This window comes from Flavobacterium frigidarium DSM 17623 (assembly GCF_000425505.1).
In the GTDB taxonomy this organism is placed as follows: Bacteria; Bacteroidota; Bacteroidia; order Flavobacteriales; family Flavobacteriaceae; genus Flavobacterium; species Flavobacterium frigidarium.
The window spans coordinates 369,438-387,469 of record NZ_AUDO01000001.1 but is presented as its reverse complement, the minus strand read 5'-3'; the positions used below and the strand labels follow the sequence as shown (position 1 = coordinate 387,469).

Annotated in this window: 15 protein-coding genes; 14 read left to right on the top strand and 1 reads right to left on the bottom strand. The window is 33.1% G+C overall.

Annotated elements, in window-relative coordinates; genetic code table 11:
• Positions 1-59 precede the first annotated feature (59 nt).
• Complete coding sequence (locus tag H603_RS0101855; RefSeq protein WP_026706989.1) at positions 60-425, top strand: CoA-binding protein; 366 nt, start codon at positions 60-62, stop codon at positions 423-425.
• Between the two features lie 92 nt (positions 426-517).
• Here H603_RS0101855 and H603_RS0101850 read toward each other — a convergent pair whose 3' ends face one another.
• A complete protein-coding gene (locus H603_RS0101850; protein ID WP_026706988.1) occupies positions 518-2,026 on the bottom strand; it encodes a sodium:solute symporter in 1,509 nt (502 codons plus the stop codon).
• A 131-nt stretch (positions 2,027-2,157) separates the two neighbouring features.
• On the opposite strand from H603_RS0101850, the gene recR reads away from it, so the two are divergent.
• From recR to H603_RS0101785, 13 genes are all read left to right on the top strand, one after another.
• Positions 2,158-2,778, top strand: coding sequence for a recombination mediator RecR (gene recR / locus H603_RS0101845; RefSeq protein ID WP_026706987.1), 621 nt, complete (start codon positions 2,158-2,160; stop codon positions 2,776-2,778).
• A gap of 237 nt (positions 2,779-3,015) precedes the next feature.
• A complete protein-coding gene (locus H603_RS0101840) occupies positions 3,016-3,999 on the top strand; it encodes an SDR family oxidoreductase (protein ID WP_026706986.1) in 984 nt (327 codons plus the stop codon).
• Between the two features lie 43 nt (positions 4,000-4,042).
• Positions 4,043-5,434, top strand: coding sequence for a UDP-glucose 6-dehydrogenase (locus H603_RS0101835; RefSeq protein ID WP_026706985.1), 1,392 nt, complete (start codon positions 4,043-4,045; stop codon positions 5,432-5,434).
• Positions 5,435-5,468: 34 nt separating this feature from the next.
• Positions 5,469-5,933, top strand: coding sequence for a UpxY family transcription antiterminator (locus H603_RS0101830; RefSeq protein WP_026706984.1), 465 nt, complete (start codon positions 5,469-5,471; stop codon positions 5,931-5,933).
• A 4-nt stretch (positions 5,934-5,937) separates the two neighbouring features.
• Positions 5,938-7,236, top strand: a complete 1,299-nt coding sequence (locus tag H603_RS0101825; RefSeq protein WP_026706983.1) for a nucleotide sugar dehydrogenase — start codon at positions 5,938-5,940, stop codon at positions 7,234-7,236.
• 27 nt (positions 7,237-7,263) lie between these two features.
• Positions 7,264-8,268 (top strand): mannose-1-phosphate guanylyltransferase, encoded by a 1,005-nt coding sequence (locus H603_RS0101820; protein ID WP_026706982.1) that lies wholly within the window; start codon positions 7,264-7,266, stop codon positions 8,266-8,268.
• 300 nt (positions 8,269-8,568) lie between these two features.
• Positions 8,569-10,992, top strand: coding sequence for an SLBB domain-containing protein (locus H603_RS0101815; protein ID WP_026706981.1), 2,424 nt, complete (start codon positions 8,569-8,571; stop codon positions 10,990-10,992).
• A 9-nt stretch (positions 10,993-11,001) separates the two neighbouring features.
• Complete coding sequence (locus H603_RS0101810) at positions 11,002-12,075, top strand: Wzz/FepE/Etk N-terminal domain-containing protein (protein WP_026706980.1); 1,074 nt, start codon at positions 11,002-11,004, stop codon at positions 12,073-12,075.
• A gap of 70 nt (positions 12,076-12,145) precedes the next feature.
• Complete coding sequence (locus H603_RS0101805; protein ID WP_026706979.1) at positions 12,146-13,258, top strand: ATP-grasp domain-containing protein; 1,113 nt, start codon at positions 12,146-12,148, stop codon at positions 13,256-13,258.
• 189 nt (positions 13,259-13,447) lie between these two features.
• Positions 13,448-14,083 carry an acetyltransferase gene (locus tag H603_RS0101800; RefSeq protein WP_035675130.1) on the top strand — a complete coding sequence of 212 codons (636 nt, stop codon included), beginning with the start codon at positions 13,448-13,450 and terminating at the stop codon, positions 14,081-14,083.
• A gap of 5 nt (positions 14,084-14,088) precedes the next feature.
• The gene (gene rffA, locus H603_RS0101795; protein ID WP_026706977.1) at positions 14,089-15,225 is read left to right on the top strand and encodes a dTDP-4-amino-4,6-dideoxygalactose transaminase; all 1,137 of its coding nucleotides are present in this window, start codon (positions 14,089-14,091) and stop codon (positions 15,223-15,225) included.
• Entirely contained in the window at positions 15,215-16,576 is a 1,362-nt protein-coding gene (locus tag H603_RS0101790) for a lipopolysaccharide biosynthesis protein (RefSeq protein ID WP_026706976.1), read from the top strand. The genes rffA and H603_RS0101790 overlap by 11 nt, the downstream gene beginning before the upstream one ends.
• The gene (locus tag H603_RS0101785) at positions 16,557-17,843 is read left to right on the top strand and encodes a glycosyltransferase (RefSeq protein WP_026706975.1); all 1,287 of its coding nucleotides are present in this window, start codon (positions 16,557-16,559) and stop codon (positions 17,841-17,843) included. Before H603_RS0101790 ends, H603_RS0101785 begins: the two co-directional genes overlap by 20 nt.
• Positions 17,844-18,032 lie beyond the last annotated feature (189 nt).

Below are 18,032 nucleotides of genomic sequence, written 5' to 3'. Positions count from 1 at the left end.
ATTAATTTTAATTGATATGAACCCTACTATTTTAGTACTTTTACAAAAAATTGTACGTGATGAAAAATAAAAAAACTTTGGTTCTTGGAGCTTCCACAAAACCAGAAAGATATGCTTTTAAAGCAATAAGTATGTTAACTGAAAAAGGACATTCTGTGCTTGCCATTGGTCAAAATGCAGGAGAAGTAGCAGGAGTTAAAATTAAAACTAAAGCAATACCGCTGTCTAATATTGATACCATTACATTATATCTAAATCCTGCTCGTCAAAGAGATTATTATAATTATATCGTAGAAGCTAAGCCAAAACGTGTGATATTTAATCCAGGAACTGAAAATCCAGAGCTTATGCAATTACTAGAATTAAACAATATTAAATCAGAAGTTGCATGTACATTAGTGCTTTTAACAACTAATAGATATTAATTTATCTAGAAGCTATTCCTGCTATACGTTGCAATCTTTTACTTTTTAAAGAAAAAAAGTAATAGGATTTACACTGCTATCAGGGCTAAAAATTAAACCGTTGTTACTTTACTGATCGGTTTACTGATTAATAACAAACCTAAAAAGGTTATTAATCCATTAATGATGATTAATTCATTGTCAAAAACATAACCAAAGAATAGCGTTTTAGAATTCTCGCTAATGAAGTAGGTTAATGCAGGAGATAAAACACAAATCAAAGGGACAAATTTATCTATAACAGTTTTGGATTTCATAAACAATCCAAAACTGTAAAGTCCTAATAAGGGACCGTAGGTATAGGATGCTACCCTGAAAATCATTCCCACTACAGAGCTGTCGTTTACTGAGTTAAAAAATAAGATTACAAAAAACATGAGAAGTGAGAAGCCAACATGTACAAAGTGCCTTGTGCGCACTACATTTGGCTTGTTCAAATTTTCGACTTTGTCCATATTCAAAAAATCAACGCAAAAAGAAGTTGTAAGAGCTGTTAAGGCTGAATCGGTTGTGGCAAATGTCGCCGCTGTCAATCCTAGCAAGAAAACTATTGAGGGCACGATTGTTAAATGATTAAAAGCGATTTCTGGAAAAAGTAAATCTGTTCGAGGTTTTCCAGTAACTAAGTCTAACGGAACTTCAATTCCATTTTTAGCAGCAAATAAATAAAGTAATGCACCTACACTCAAAAAGAAAATATTAATGAATACAAATATCGCAGTAAAGCTGTACATATTTTTTTGAGCTTCCTTTATAGTAGCGCAACTCAAGTTTTTTTGCATTAAATCTTGATCAAGCCCTACCATTGCGATAGTCACAAATACACCGCCTAATATTTGTTTCACAACATGAAATCTACTTCCAAGGAAATCTTCGTAGAAAAACACTTTAGAATAGTTACTACCTTTAATAGCTTCAAATGCTTGAATAAAATTTAAATTGAGACTATCACAGATAAAGTAAATAGTCATAAAAACAGAAGTTACTAGAAAAAATGTTTGTAATGTATCCGTGATAATGATGGTTTTTAAACCACCGCGATAGGTGTATGCAAAAATCAAGGCCAGCGAAATTAGGACAGTTGCTGCAAATGGTATTTGGTAAAAATCAAACACATAGCGTTGTAAAACAATTACAACAAGATACAATCTAAATGCAGATCCTATAGTTCTACTTAGCAAGAAAATACTTGCTGCTGATTTATAGGAATAGGTACCTAGTCGACTTTCAATATAACTATATATCGAGGTTAAATTAAGGCGATAGTATAACGGTAGTAGTACTTTTGCTATTATGATAAAACCAATAGCGTTCCCTAATACAAACTGAAAATATTTAAACTGTTCACCATTAGGAGAACCTACTTCGCCAGGAACAGAGATGAAGGTTACTCCAGATAGCGCGGTTCCTATCATACCAAAAGCGACCAAGTACCATTTTGAATTTTTGTTGGCTTTGAAAAATGCTTCGTTTCCGCTGTCTTTACTACTAGTGAAGTGCGATATCGCAAACAATATTCCAAAGTAGGTGATCATTAAAATCAGGATAGTAGAAGGAGTCATCGGCTTTTTTTGTCGTCCAAAATACAATTTTTTACCGAGTGGGTAATTTGACTAATAAAATATTTAAATTATTGTTTGTAAATACACCTAGTAATATTATAAAAAGTAAAGTATTTGTTACATTTGCAGCTATGGAATTTTCATCAAAGTTAATAGAGAAAGCAGTAAATGAGATTGCTCAATTACCAGGAATAGGTAAGCGTTCTGCTTTGCGTCTGGTATTACACTTATTAAAACAACCCAAAGAGCAAACAAGTTTTTTGTCTCAGGCTTTATTGCAAATGCGAGAAGAGATAAAATATTGTGAAAACTGTCATAACATATCTGATAACACTATCTGCGAAATTTGTGCTAATAGAAATAGAGATCATCAAGTGGTATGCGTAGTAGAAGATATCCGTGATGTCTTGGCGATTGAAAACACAGGACAGTTTAGAGGTATTTACCACGTATTAGGTGGAAAAATTTCGCCTATTGATGGGGTGGGACCAAGTCAATTAAAAATCCCCACCTTAATAGAAAAAGTGAAAAATGGTCACGTAGTTGAAGTTATTTTTGCCTTAAGCTCTACTATGGAAGGTGATACCACTAATTTTTATATATACAAACAAATTGTAAATTCAGGAGTCACGATGTCTACAATCGCTAGAGGAATTGCTGTTGGGGATGAATTAGAATACGCAGATGAAGTAACCTTAGGGCGTAGTATTTTGCATCGCGTGCCTTTTGAAAAATCATTTAAAAACAATTAGTTGTTTTAAAAAAATAAGGAATGTTTCAATATGATGAATGAAAAGCTATATTTGTCATATAAATTTGCTTAAAGTTGTTCTGAATAAAGAATGTTCAAAATCTATAGGATTAATTTTGACTGCTTTAAGAAGGTGTGTACTGTTTCCAAGAAGTCAATACTTACTTTTTTACAATTGTAAGTGGCATTTGCTTGTGGGCAGTATTAACTAGCAAAAGGAAGATTTAAATAAAAAATAATGATAGAAGGAGTTAAGAAAAATATATTAGTTACCGGAGGAGCAGGTTTTATTGGGTCAAATTTATGTGAATATTTTTTGGCAAAAGGACATTCAGTAACATGTTTAGATAATTTCGCTACCGGGCACAAGCACAATTTAGAAAAATGTCTTGAGTACACCACTTTCAAATTAATTGAAGGGGATATTAGAAACGCTGATGATTGTTCAAGTGCAATAGCAGGGATTGATTATGTTTTTCATCAGGCTGCTTTGGGTTCAGTCCCAAGATCCATTAATGATCCCATCACAACTAATGATGTTAATGTTTCTGGTTTTTTAAATATGTTAGTAGCTGCGAGAGATGCAAATGTGAAACGTTTTATATACGCAGCTAGTTCGTCAACATACGGTGATTCGCAAGGGTTGCCTAAGGTAGAAGATGTTATTGGGAAACCGTTGTCACCTTATGCGATAACGAAGTATGTAAATGAACTGTATGCCGAAATCTTCAGTAAAACATATGGCTTAGAAACAATAGGTTTACGCTATTTTAATGTTTTTGGTCGAAAACAAGATCCTAATGGTGCTTATGCCGCTGTTATTCCAAAATTTGTGATGCAACTAATGCAATTAGAATCTCCAAAAATAAATGGAGATGGTAATTATTCAAGAGATTTTACTTATATCGATAATGTGATTCAAATGAATGATTTAGCGATGAATACAACCAACAAAGAGGCAATAAATACCGTTTATAATACGGCTTTTGGAGATAGAAATACGTTAAATGATTTGATGACTTATTTAAAAAAATATTTGTCAGAATACAATCCGGAAATTGAAAAAGTAACAATCGAATATGGTCCTAATAGAGCGGGTGATATACCGCATTCGTTAGCGAGTATTGATAAAGCTAAGAATTTGCTGGGTTATGATCCTAAATTTTCTCTACAAGAAGGCTTAAAAGAGGCTGTAGCTTGGTATTGGGCAAATTTAAAATAGGAAGTAGAGTTACTTATTCCAAAAGAATTATAAAGCATATTAAATGAAAATTACTAAAATTTGCTGCATTGGTGCAGGATACGTTGGCGGACCCACAATGGCAGTTATTGCGCAAAAATGTCCTCATATACAAGTTACTGTTGTAGATTTAAATGAAGAGCGCATTGCAGCATGGAATGATAATGATGTCAACAATATTCCAATTTACGAACCAGGACTTGCTGAAATTGTAGCAGAGGCTAGAGGACGTAACTTGTTTTTCTCGACAGATGTTGATCAAGCGATTGACGACGCACAAATTGTATTTATATCTGTAAATACGCCGACTAAAACCTACGGTAAAGGAAAAGGCATGGCAGCCGACTTGAAATATATTGAACTTTGTGCAAGGCAAATAGCGCGAGTTGCGAAGCAAGATAAAATAGTGGTTGAAAAATCAACATTACCTGTCCGCACTGCTGAGGCAATAAAAAGTATTTTAGATAATACAGGGAATGGTGTTCAATTCCAAATATTATCAAATCCTGAATTTTTAGCAGAGGGAACTGCTGTTCAGGATTTATTGAGTCCAGACCGTATATTGATTGGAGGAGATGAGTCAGCAGAAGGACAAGAGGCGATTGCGGCTTTAACGAGCGTGTATGCAAATTGGGTTGCTCCAGAGAGAATCTTAAGCACAAATGTGTGGTCCTCTGAATTATCTAAACTTACGGCAAATGCATTTTTAGCACAACGTATTTCCTCTATAAATGCGATGTCTGAATTGTGTGAAAAAACGGGTGCTGATGTAAACGAAGTAGCAAGAGCAATAGGAATGGACAGTAGGATTGGTTCCAAATTTCTAAAAGCGTCTGTTGGGTTTGGTGGATCTTGTTTTCAAAAAGATATTTTAAATTTAGTTTATATTGCTAAATCGTATGGCTTAAACGAAGTAGCTGATTATTGGGAACAAGTAATTATTATGAATGATTACCAAAAAAAGCGTTTCTCTAATAACATTGTGCAAACATTGTATAACACAGTTTCCGGTAAGAAAATTGCGTTTTTAGGATGGGCATTTAAAAAAGATACAAATGATACTAGGGAATCTGCCGCTATTTATGTAGCAGATGATCTTATTAACGAACAGGCGGAGATCGCTGTTTATGACCCTAAAGTATCGCAAGATAAAATGATGACTGATATCAATTATCTAGAAACAAGAACTGCAGAACAAAATAAAAAGTATTTATCATCGTTTGCCTCATCTTACGATGCTTGTAAGGATGCACATGCCATAGCTATTTTAACAGAATGGGATGAGTTTAAATCGTACGATTGGCAGAAAATATACGATAACATGCAAAAACCTGCTTTTGTTTTTGATGGTAGAAATATATTGAATAGCGCTGAATTAATCAAAATAGGATTTAAGTACCAGGCGATTGGATCTTAATACTGTTGTTGAGCCAAAAAATAAAATCAAAGAAATGAACTGGTATGTTGTCTATACAAAACCAAAATGGGAGAAAAAGGTCGCTGAACAATTGTCTAAAAGTGGGATCGAATGTTACTGCCCTACTATTATTCAAATAAAGCAGTGGTCTGATCGAAAGAAAAAAGTAGAAGTGCCGCTTTTTAATTCATATATATTTGTGCGATTAGATGATAAAGACCGTAATATAATCTTTCAATCTGCTGGGGTGGTGCGCTATTTATTTTGGTTAGGAAAACCGGCTATTGTTAAAGATGACGAAATTCATGTGATAAAAAAATGGTTAGATGCGCCAGAAAAATTTGATGTTAGTGTTGATAATATCAAAGTTGGAGATACAATAACTGTTGATTCAGGACCGTTTGCTACTCAAAAAGCGACGGTACAGGAAATAAATAACAATCATTATTTGCTGGTTTTAGAAAGTATGGGTTGTGTGTTGAAAATTAAATACAATTAGAAAAATGAATTCAAATATAAAATTAGCAGTTATTGGTTTAGGTTATGTGGGATTGCCTTTGGCTAGGTTATTTGCTACGAAATATGCAGTAGTTGGATTTGATATAAACCAAAAAAGAATTCAGGAGTTAAATGCGGCTAATGACACTACATTTGAACTGGAAGAAAGTGTATTACGTCAAGTGCTTTTAACAGCTAATCCAAATTCTAATACAGAATATACAAAGGGGTTATACTGTTCGTCAAATCTGGAAGAAATTAAAGATTGCAATTATTACATTGTAACAGTTCCTACTCCTGTTGACAAAAATAACCGACCAGATTTAACGCCGCTTTATAAATCTTCAGAAACCGTAGGACGCGTATTGAAAAAAGGCGATATGGTAATTTATGAATCAACAGTATATCCAGGAGTAACAGAAGAGGAATGTGTTCCAGTTTTAGAAAAAATATCGGGTTTAAAATTTAACGAAGACTTTTTTGTAGGCTATTCGCCGGAGAGGATAAATCCAGGAGACAAAGAGCATACGGTTGAAAAAATATTAAAGGTTACTGCTGGCTCAACTGCAGAAGCAGGTAGGCTGGTAGATGATCTATACAAAAGCGTTATTATTGCAGGAACCCACTTAGCTCCTACAATTCGTGTGGCTGAAGCAGCAAAAGTGATTGAAAATTCACAAAGAGATATCAATATAGCGTTTGTAAATGAATTGGCTAAGATTTTCAATTTAATGAATATCGATACCCACGCTGTATTGAAAGCAGCATCTACCAAATGGAATTTTCTACCTTTTAAGCCGGGACTTGTTGGCGGACACTGTATTGGTGTAGATCCTTATTATTTGGCTCAAAAAGCACAAGAGTTAGGATATCATCCCGAAATAATTTTGGCGGGTCGAAGATTAAATGATAGTATGGGGTCTTACATTGCATCGCAAATAGTGAAGCTAATGATTAAAAAAGGCATTGCTATAAATGGTGCTTCCATACTAATGATGGGCATTACATTCAAGGAGAATTGTCCAGATGTTCGCAATACTAAAGTAGTCAATGTCATTAGCGCTTTAAGTGATTACGGAATTGCAGTTGAGGTATTCGATCCTTTAGCAAACCCAATCACAGTAAAAGAAGAGTACGACATTAAGACAATGGAGCAAGCACCTACAGCTAAATTTGACGCTGTCGTATTAGCCGTGGCTCACAAAGAATTCGAAAGTATGGATTTGAAGCAATTTGTAAAGCCGCTAAACATAATTTACGATGTAAAAGGTATTTTAGGAGAACAAGCTGATGGAACTTTATAGTAATAAAAAATACAATTTAAAAAAATAATGAATAAAAAATTAATTTCACACGTCATTCTTACGGGAGGAGTAGGAAGCCGCCTTTGGCCATTATCTAGAAAATCACAACCTAAACAATATTTAGAGATATTTGATAAAAAGTCATTATTTGAAATGACTGTAGATCGCAATAGTAATATTGCAGACAAAATAATGGTTGTTGGAAATATTGATAATTGCCATTTAAGCAAAGCAATTCTAGAAAAAAGTGATACAAGCTACGTAGATATCATTGAATCTACTCCTAGAAACACAGCTGCTGCTATTGCTTTTGCTGCTTTTGCTTCTGATCCCGATGATATGTTAATTGTTACTCCTTCTGATCATATAATTGGAGACATGCAATCGTATGAGGAAGCTATAGATGAAGCGATCACTAAAGCAATTGATGGCTACATTGTTACTTTTGGAATAATACCAACTAAACCTGAAATAGGATACGGATATATCGAAAAAAAAGGAGACGATGTAATTTCTTTTAGAGAAAAACCGAATCAAGTTACTGCAGCTGATTTTATCGCTAAAGGAAATTTTCTATGGAACAGTGGTATGTTTTGTTTTAAAGCAAATGTGTTCTTAGAGGAATTACAAAAATATCAACCAGAGGTTTTCAATAAAGCAAAGGCAGCATGGGAAAAAAATAGTAATGGAGTTATAGATCTTGATGCCTCTATGGAAATCCCATCTATCAGTGTGGATTATGCTGTAATGGAGAAAAGTAAGAAGATTAAAGTAGTCAGCTCAAAATTTCTTTGGTCTGATTTAGGATCTTTTGAATCAGTCTATGATTATTTGGTCAGTACAGGATATCCTGTTGACAAAAACAGAAACATGGTTATTGGCACTGATAAATTTACCTCATTCATTGGAATGAAAGATACTATATTTATTTATACTGATACTGCTAATTTAATTTTGCAAAAAGAATTTTCACAAGATGTAAAAAATGTATATGGTATGTTAGAGAGAGAAAATCCATCCTTGTTGAGTTAAGGAAAGAAGGTATTTGTAAGGATTAACTTTTAAACTGTTCTAACTAAATTAAGTGATATTACTACTCGTATGTGCTTAATTCGTAGTACTATATCTTATCCTTTTATTATTTTAGTATTATTGTAGTTGTTAAAGCTTTATTAAAGGTTTCGTTTTAACTATATTTGCCGAAAATTGAGAGTTAGATGATCTGTATCAAATAATTTTCGAATAGTATAAAAAAACACTTTGTTAGTCTTATTAAATGGGACTAACAACGGCGAAGCCGTACCAATAATTGAAATTTGGAAATAAATTTATATGAAGAAAATAATTTTTGCACTGTTGGTTTTTGCATCTGTATTGATGTCTCAACATGTACGTGCTCAAAGTGTATTGCAGTCAACTGATTTGCGAACCGTAAATGTGGATGATTTGTCTAATGCAGACATCGCCAAAGTTCAAGCGCAACTTGCTAATAACAATATGACGATTGATCAAGCGCAGACAGCTTTGATGGCGAAGGGATTGAATGCTTCAGAATTTGTGAAATTAAAGAACAGATTAGCGAGTACTTCTAATAATGCTTCCACAACTGTTCCAAAATTACAAGAAACGCCCTCAGAAAATAATAGTGCTAGAACACAGACCGCTTTTTCTAATGTTAAAGTTAAGGATGAAGAAAATGCTTTGGTTTTTGGATCTGAACTTTTCGATAATCCAACTTTAAATTTCGCTCCTGATTTACAGCTAGCAACTCCGGTAAATTATGTCTTAGGGCCGGGTGATGAGTTGCAAGTTAGCGTTTATGGAGTACAACTGTATAATGCTACAATAAATGTTAGCGCCGAAGGTAAAATAGCTATTGACGCTGTAGGACAATTATATGTTTCAGGAATGACAATTGAGGCGGCTACTCAAAAAATTAAAAATGCTATTGCTAATGTCTACAGTACCGTTGCTTCAGGACAATCTCAGGTTAGTGTAAGCTTAGGTAAAATACGTACCATCAAAGTAACCATTATTGGGGGTAAGCAACCAGGAAATTACTCTGTATCCTCTTTGTCCTCCGTTTACAATGCCTTGCATTTAGCGGGAGGGCCTTCAAAAAATGGAACCTATAGAAATATTGAGTTAATTAGAAATAATCAAGTCATCAAATATATTGATATTTATGATTTTTTAGTAAAAGGTGATCAGTCTGCCAATGTTAATTTAAAAGATAATGATGTTATCCGTATTCCAGCGTATACCAAAAGAGTTACTATCGAGGGAGAAGTAAAACGTCCAGGGATCTTTGAATTGAAAAAAGGGGAGACATTTACTACACTTTTGAGTTTTACCTCTGGCTTTAGTGAGTTTGCTTACACGGCGTCGGTAAATGTGATACAAAAAACGAGTAAGGAATTTAAAGTGCAAGATATCACTAAATCTGAATTTGCAAACTATATTCCGCAGTCAGGCGATCTTTATAAAGTAAATAAAATTTTAAATCGATTCGAAAACAGAATAACTATTGAAGGAGCGGTTTTTAGACCAGATACCTATTCTTTCACTGAAGGAATGCGTATTTCTGATTTGGTCGCGAAAGCAGATGGTTTAAAAGAAGATGCATATAACAAAAGAGCTCGAATATTGCGCTTAACAGCAAATCTAACTGCTGAGGTTATTAATGTCGATTTAGAAAGCGCATTATCAGGAGATATCGATGCAGATATAGTTTTAAACAAAGAAGATATTGTAACGGTGTACTCTATTCTTGAATTTGTAGAAGATTTTAAGATCACAATCGATGGTGAAATTAAAAAACCTGGAGTATATAATTTTTATCAGGGACTAACTTTAAATGACCTTTTAATTCAAGCTGGCGGACTAAGTGGATCTGCTTCTAAAAGAGTAGAAATAGCAAGAATGATTGTTTCAGAAGATATTGATAATAGTAATCCCAACAAAGCGGAAATATTCAATATCGAAATAACTCCCAATAATAACGAGCAGGCTAAAAACTTTGTGTTAAGCCCGTTTGATGTAATTAACATTCGTAAGATGGCCGTTTACGAAAAACCTGAAATGGTTTCTATAACAGGTGCTGTACATTATGCAGGTAAATATGTTCTTGCAAGTAAAAATGCAAAAGTAGCTGACATTATAGCTAGAGCCGGTGGCTTGACACCTTTAGCTAATATTAATGGAGTTAAAATCAAAAGACCTATTCAAGCCAAGCAAATTGAAGAAGTGGAAAGTATCAATTTGAATTTAGGATCTAAAGATAGTATTCAAAATAAATTAGAGAAAAAGTTAAAAGAGGATGTGAAATATGCTATCATACCGATAGATTGGAAATCAGTTGTGACTGATCCTCTCAGTAGCACAAATGTAACTTTGTTTCCAGGTGATGAAATTGAAGTGGCTACATTTAATGAAGGAGTTAAAGTCACAGGGAATGTACTATTAACATCTGAAATTCCATATAGTAAAGGAAGAGGTTTTAATTATTATTTAGATGCAGTTGGAGGACTAGATAGCAAAGCTTGGAAAAAGAAAGCGTATATAATTTATCCCAATGGTAAGGCTGCAGTCGCACATTCTTTTTTATTCATTAGATCGTATCCCACAGTAACTCCGGGCTCACAAATTATTGTGCCTGAAAAGCCAGAAGTTAAAAAGCTTAGCACTGGTGAAGCAGTTAGTATAGGAAGTGTCATTGCTAGTTTGGCATTATTGATAATCACTGCATTTAAATAGTATCTAGAAATGAATACAGATAATAGAAATATAGCAAACGATGAAATTTCACTAAAAGAGTTAATCCTGAAAGTAAAAGAATGGTGGGACTATTTACTCTCTAAATGGAAAATGATTTTCTTGGTTGGAGTTGTAGGAGCTCTCGTGGGTTTAGGATATTCTTTCAGTAAGAAGCCTACTTATACCGCTAGCTTGTCTTTTGTTGTCGAAGAAGAACAAACGGGAGGTGCGGGCCTTGGTAGTTTGGCTAGTTCATTTGGTTTTGATATGGGTGGTAGTGGGGGTGGTGGAATATTTGTTGGTTCCAATCTAATGGAGTTGTTCAAATCCCGATCTATGGTGGAGCAAACATTATTGAGCGGTGTGATTGTTGAAGGTAAGGCTATTTCTCTCGCGGAAATGTATATCGAGAATAACGGATGGAGAGCGCAATGGAATGAGAGCCTTAAATATAAAAACATTCAGTTTTTGCCCAAATCAAATCGAAAAAAGTACACAAGAGTTCAAGATAGTATCTTGGGTACGATTTATCATAATTTGTCCAACAATGGATTAACTGTTGGTCAGAAAGATAAGAAAGTGGCCATTATTAGTATTGACGTGATCTCGGGTAATGAATTGTTTGCTAAATATTTTTGTGAAGCTTTAGCTAAAAATGTTTCGGATTTTTATATATCTACTAAAAGCAAGAAATCCAGTGAAAACATGTTGATTTTAGAGCGGCAGGCCGATTCGGTAAGACGTGAATTAAACGGGGCCATTACTGGTATGGCCGTAGCTAATGATAATACCTTTAATTTAAATCCCGCCCTAAACGTGCGCCGTACGCCTTCGGCAAGAAGACAAGTAGATATACAAGCTAATACCGCAATCTTAACTGAGCTTGCGAAGCAATTAGAAGTAGCTAAGGTAACCTTTAGGAAAGAAACTCCATTAATTCAGATTATAGATAAACCTATATTACCTTTAGATAAAAAGCGTTTTGGTAAGGCTAAAGGAATTCTTATTGGCGGATTCATCTTTGGTTTTTCAACTATTTTATATTTGCTGATAAGGAGAGTATTAAAAAAAATACTAACGTAATTAGTAAATAAAAATGCTGTGCTTAAGACGACTGGAGTCGTATTTATATTAATAAAATTTCGATATTAAAATGAAAAAAAAAATTGCAATTATCGGAGCAAGTTATTTACAGGTTCCACTAATATTAAAAGCAAAAGAAATGGGTTTAGAAACACATTGCTTTGCTTGGGAAGATGGAGCAGTAGGAAAAGATTTAGCCGATTTTTTTTACCCAATTTCAATATTGGAAAAAGATTTGATTTTAGAAAAGTGTGAAGAAATAGGTATAGACGGAATCACTACTATAGCTACTGATCTCGCCGTTCCCTCAATATGCTATGTCGCCGAAAAACTACAGTTAATTTCAAATAGTTATGCTGCAGCTATAATTTCTACCAATAAATTAGAGATGAGAAAGGCGTTTTCTGAAGCTAAATGTTCAAGCCCTAAGTTTATTGAAGTTTTATGGAACGAAATTAATATTGAAGATTTTTCTTTTCCTTTAATTGTTAAACCAGCAGATCGATCGGGTAGTAGAGGAGTTTCCAAAGTTGATTCCAAGGAAGAGCTGGTAAAAGCGATTGAATATGCTAGAAATGAGTCGTTATCCAACACGGTTTTAATAGAGGAATATATAGACGGAGTTGAAGTAAGTGTCGAGAGCATTTCTTGGCAAGGTTGTCATACTATTCTTGCAGTGACAGATAAAGTAACCACTGGTGCTCCGCACTTTGTTGAGCTGGAACATCATCAACCGTCTAGTTTGCCAAGTGCAATTCTTGAAACAGTTAAAGCGGAAACACTACGATGTTTAGATGCTTTGAATGTTAAATATGGTGCTAGTCATTCGGAATTTAAAGTTACTGCGGACGGAAAGGTATTCGTTATAGAAGTTGGAGCAAGAATGGGTGGGGACTTTATAGGTTCAAATTTAGTAGAACTATCAACGGGTTATGATTTTGTAAGTGGTGTAATAAATATTGCAATGAATAAATATGAGAGGCCAATTATTTTAAATGAAAAATATTCTGGAGTTTATTTTTTATCTAAAGAAAGCAAAACTTTATTGTCTTATTTTGAGCGTTATAATGATTTTGAAGTTCAAAAAGAAATTCAAAATAGTGAATTGAAATCGTTAACCAATAGTAATGATCGTTCTGGGTATTTAATTTATCAAGCAGACGAAAAAGTTTTAATCTGTTAATTTAATGGAGACTTTTCTTTTGTTAAGTGGATTTTAACAAAAACAAGATTTTCATTTGATAAAAACTTATTATACTATTAAATGTTCTCAATAATTTTTTTTGTGCTACAATTAATACTATAAGATTATTTAAGTGAAAAGTAATGGAAACAAAATTAATTCAAGATTAAAAAAAATCACGTAATTTTCATGAAGGGTAAAACTTTAGCTATACTTGGTTCTGGACATCTTGGCCAGCAAATTGCACATTATGCTGTTGCAGACCATCATTATGATAATATAGTTTATTTTGATGATTTTACATCAGATAAGCTAAGAGATGGTTTTGAAATTTTGGGTAATAGCATTCGTATTGAGCAAGAATTTGCAAATAAATCTTTCGATGAAATGATCATAGCCTTAGGTTATAATCATTTAACTAAAAAAAAGGAATTATTTGATAGATTCATTGATGTAATCCCTTTTGGAAAAATAATTCATTCATCCTCTTGGGTTGACGAGTCGGCAATTGTTGGTGCTGGGTGTGTTATTTATCCTCGATGTATTGTTGACGCTAATGTTGTTATTGAAAAAAACTCGATTCTTAATATAGGATGCACGATAGCACATGATACAACGATAGGGGAACATTGTTTTTTGTCACCTAGAGTTGCATTGGCCGGATTTGTCAAAGTTGAGAATTCCTGTATTATAGGAATTAATGCGACAATTATAGACAACGTTACCATTACTTCTAAAACCCAAATAGGAGGTGGTGCTGTAGTGATTAAAAATATAACAAGTGCAGGATTGTATGTAGGTAATCCCTGTAGATTTATAAGATAAAATATATGATACCATTTAATAAACCTTTCTTAACAGGGAAAGAAACCCATTATATCTATGATGCGGTAAATTCGGGTAAAATTTCTGGGAATGGAAAATACACTCAAAAATGTCAGAAATTCTTTGAAGAAACTTATGGGTTTAAAAAGAGTTTGCTTACCACATCTTGTACAGATGCGCTGGAAATGGCTGCAATGTTAGCTAATATCGAACCCGGGGATGAAGTTATAGTTCCTAGTTTTACATTTGTCTCTACTGCAATAGCTTTTGTGCGTCAGGGAGCTAAAGTTGTTTTTGCTGATTCTTATGAGAATAATCCAAATATCGATGCGGATAAAATTGAAGCATTAATTACGGCTAAGACAAAGGCAATAGTTCCAGTTCATTATGCTGGAGTCGCTTGTGATATGGACAAAATAATGGAATTAGCACATAAGTATAATTTATTAGTTATTGAAGATGCTGCACAGGCAATAGATAGTTATTATACGGGCAAAGATGGAATAAAAAGAGCCTTGGGTTCAATTGGGCATCTTGCGGCTTTTTCTTTCCATGAAACAAAAAATATTATTTCAGGCGAAGGAGGAATGCTAACTATAAATGATGATAGATTTGTCAGTAGAGCTGAAATTGTTTGGGAAAAGGGAACGAATAGAGCTGAGTTCTTCAGAGGAGAAGTAAATAAGTACGGCTGGGTAGATACGGGTTCGTCTTTTCTACCCTCGGAAATCATTGCCGCGTTTCTGTGGGCTCAAATTGAGAATCTAGCGCTAATACAAGATAAGAGAAAGTTTTTGCATGATTGCTATTATCAAAATATTATAGCTAATGAATTAGTAAAGCTTCCACTATTACCGAATTATGCATCTAATAACGGACATATGTTTTATATTGAAATGCCAAGTATAGAACATAGAAATATATTAATTGCAAAATTAAAAGAAAACGGCTACAATGCTGTTTTTCATTATATTTCTCTTCATTCAAGTCCGTATTATTATCACAAGCATGATGGAAGAGTATTGTCAAACTCTGATAAATTTACAGACTGTTTGTTGCGTTTGCCTCTCTTTTACGAATTAGAGGAAAAAGATGCTATAAATATATCTAAATGTGTAAACGCTGCATTTGATGTTAAATAAATTTAGTTTTGGTTACATCAATAAGTATTTCAGTAACAAGGATAGATCAAAAAATATTCAGGCCAACATAATTGGCTCTTTTTTTCTAAAAGGAGTTAGTATTATTTTAAGTCTAGTAGTTGTTCCTCTAACAATTGATTATATTTCTCCCTATCAGTATGGGGTCTGGGTGACTATTTCATCGGTTGTTGGATGGCTGAGTTTTTTTGATGTTGGTTTTGGAAATGGTCTCAGAAATAAATTTGTAGAAGCTGTTGCGCACGGAAATGTAAAATTAGCTAAAATTTATGTTAGTACAACTTATGCTATTATGATGCTCATCATTATTAGCATTTGGTTGATCGCTATTGTTGTATCAAAATTTGTAAATTGGAATTCATTTTTAAATGTTAGTTCAACAGAGAATATCGAATTATATCCTGTTATTTTTATAGTGTTAACTACATTTGCTTTTCAATTTATTTTAGGGTTATTAAATACGATTTTAAATTCAATACAAAAACCTGTTATCACATCGGTAATTAATGTTATTAGTCAATTACTGATTTTAGGGGGTATCATTATTTTAACAAAAACAACTACAGGTTCGCTCTTTAATTTAAGTTTGGTGCTAGGAGGAGTCAACTCTTCTGTGCTGCTCGTATTCTCAGTGTATTTGTTTAGTACTTCTCTAAAAAAATATACACCAAGTTTTAAAGATGTTAACTTTAAATATACTAGTGATTTATTAAAAATAGGAATTAAGTTTTTTGTCTTGCAAATTATTGCAATTGTTTATTACGAAACTAATAATATAATAATTACGAAGACACTTTCTCCACTGGATGTAACAATTTATAATTTAGCATTTAAATACATGTCTGTTTTAGGAATGGGTTTTACTATAATATTGACCCCCATGTGGAGTGCTTTTATTGAAGCTAGCGTACTTAAAGATTATGCGTGGATGAAAGTAGTAAAAAAGAAATTATATTTTAGCTTTTCTTTTTTTGTCTTATTAGCTATTATTCTAGTTTTAATTTCTTCTTTTTTATACAATTTATGGTTTGGTACTTCAGTCATAATTCCTTTTCAATTAACAATTTTAATGGGTATTTGGCAAATTTGTAATATGTGGAATTCTTTACATTCAACCTTAATCTACGGCTTTAACAAGATAAAATTGCAGTTGATTTGTTCAATTGCGGTTGGAGTACTAAATATACCGCTTACCGTTTATTTATGTAAGACTTGGGGCTTAAACGGAGTGGCTATATCACAAGTATTTTTAGCATTATTAATATCGTGGGTAGGGCCGATACAAGTTTACAAATTAATACATAATAAAGCATATGGAATCTGGAGTAAATAAAAAGCTAAATATTTTATTAATTAGTAGTTTTATGCCTGAAGGTGCATCTGAAATGGTGTTAGACATGCATAAAGCTTTATTGATTAAACATAACGTAAATTTGCTTTTAAAGTATCGTTTGAAAGGGAATTCTAGTTATCTCGCAGTTTATAGTGAATTTGATCGTTTATTAAACCGTGGTCTAAATGCCATAACACGTTTAAAAAGAAATATTTTTTCTAATGAGTATAAAAGAGTCGAACTACCGCAGTACCATTTTTTTGGCATTGATGATGCTAACCCCTCTGTAAGTTCGAAAAAAATACTTAAACAAATCAAAATAGAATATGATGTAGTGATTGTTTTCTTTTGGCAAAATATGATTACAGCTAAAACGATTTATGATATCTATGAAAAATTACAGATACCTATTCTTTTCATCTCGCCTGACATGTTTCCTATGACTGGAGGTTGTAGTTATTTTTGGGAATGTACACAACTCAGTACATCGTGTGGCAATTGTCCAGGTCTATTATCGAATAATGAAAATGATGCTACGCGTATAAATTTTTTATATAAGAAAGATAAATTAAAAAATGTAAATTCAGTTTTTTTGGGTAATACATGGATGAATAGTTTTGCTGCTAAAACTGGTTTATTCAAGAAGATTGACAAAATATATCCCATAATTGATGAAAATATTTTTAAACCTCGAGATAAGGAACAATTAAAAAGTGAAAGTAAATATTCTGGTAAGATTGTGTTATTTTTTGGTGCAATGCAAGTTAATGAGGAAAGAAAAGGTTATGCTTATCTTGTTAAAGCTTTACAACTACTTGCTGTAAATCGACCAGAGCTTGTGCCCAAAATAATACTTTTGATAGCAGGTAAAGATTCCGAATTACCTGAACTCACCGAATTTACTCTTGATAAAAGAGGCTATTTATCATTTGAACAGTTAGCTGTTTGCTATGCAATGTCAGATATTTTTCTTAGTCCTTCAATACAAGATGCAGGTCCAATGATGCTAAATCAGTCTTTATTATGTGGTACTCCAGCAGTAGCTTTTGAAATGGGTACAGCATGCGATATTTTAAATTCGAGTACTGGTTACGTCGCTAAATATAAAGATAGTGAAGATTTTTGTAGAGGTATTTTATCATTAATAGATAAGTCATCAGATGAATTACAATTTATAAAAGAGGAATGTAGAAGTCAGTCTATGAATAAATATTCTTATGACGCATTTACAGAAAATATTGTTAGAGTTTATAATGAAGTAAAATAGATAACAGTTAATAATTCCTTACGAAAATGTATGATAAGTATAATGGAATTTGATTAAAGATTTATATCTATTTAAGACAAATTATTCGTTTACCTTTTAATATGAATGTGTAGGTCATCCCTTGAAGTTTGTTAAACTATGTGTAGTGATTGCAAATTGTTGTGTCTTCTTGTGACAAAGCCTTAAAAT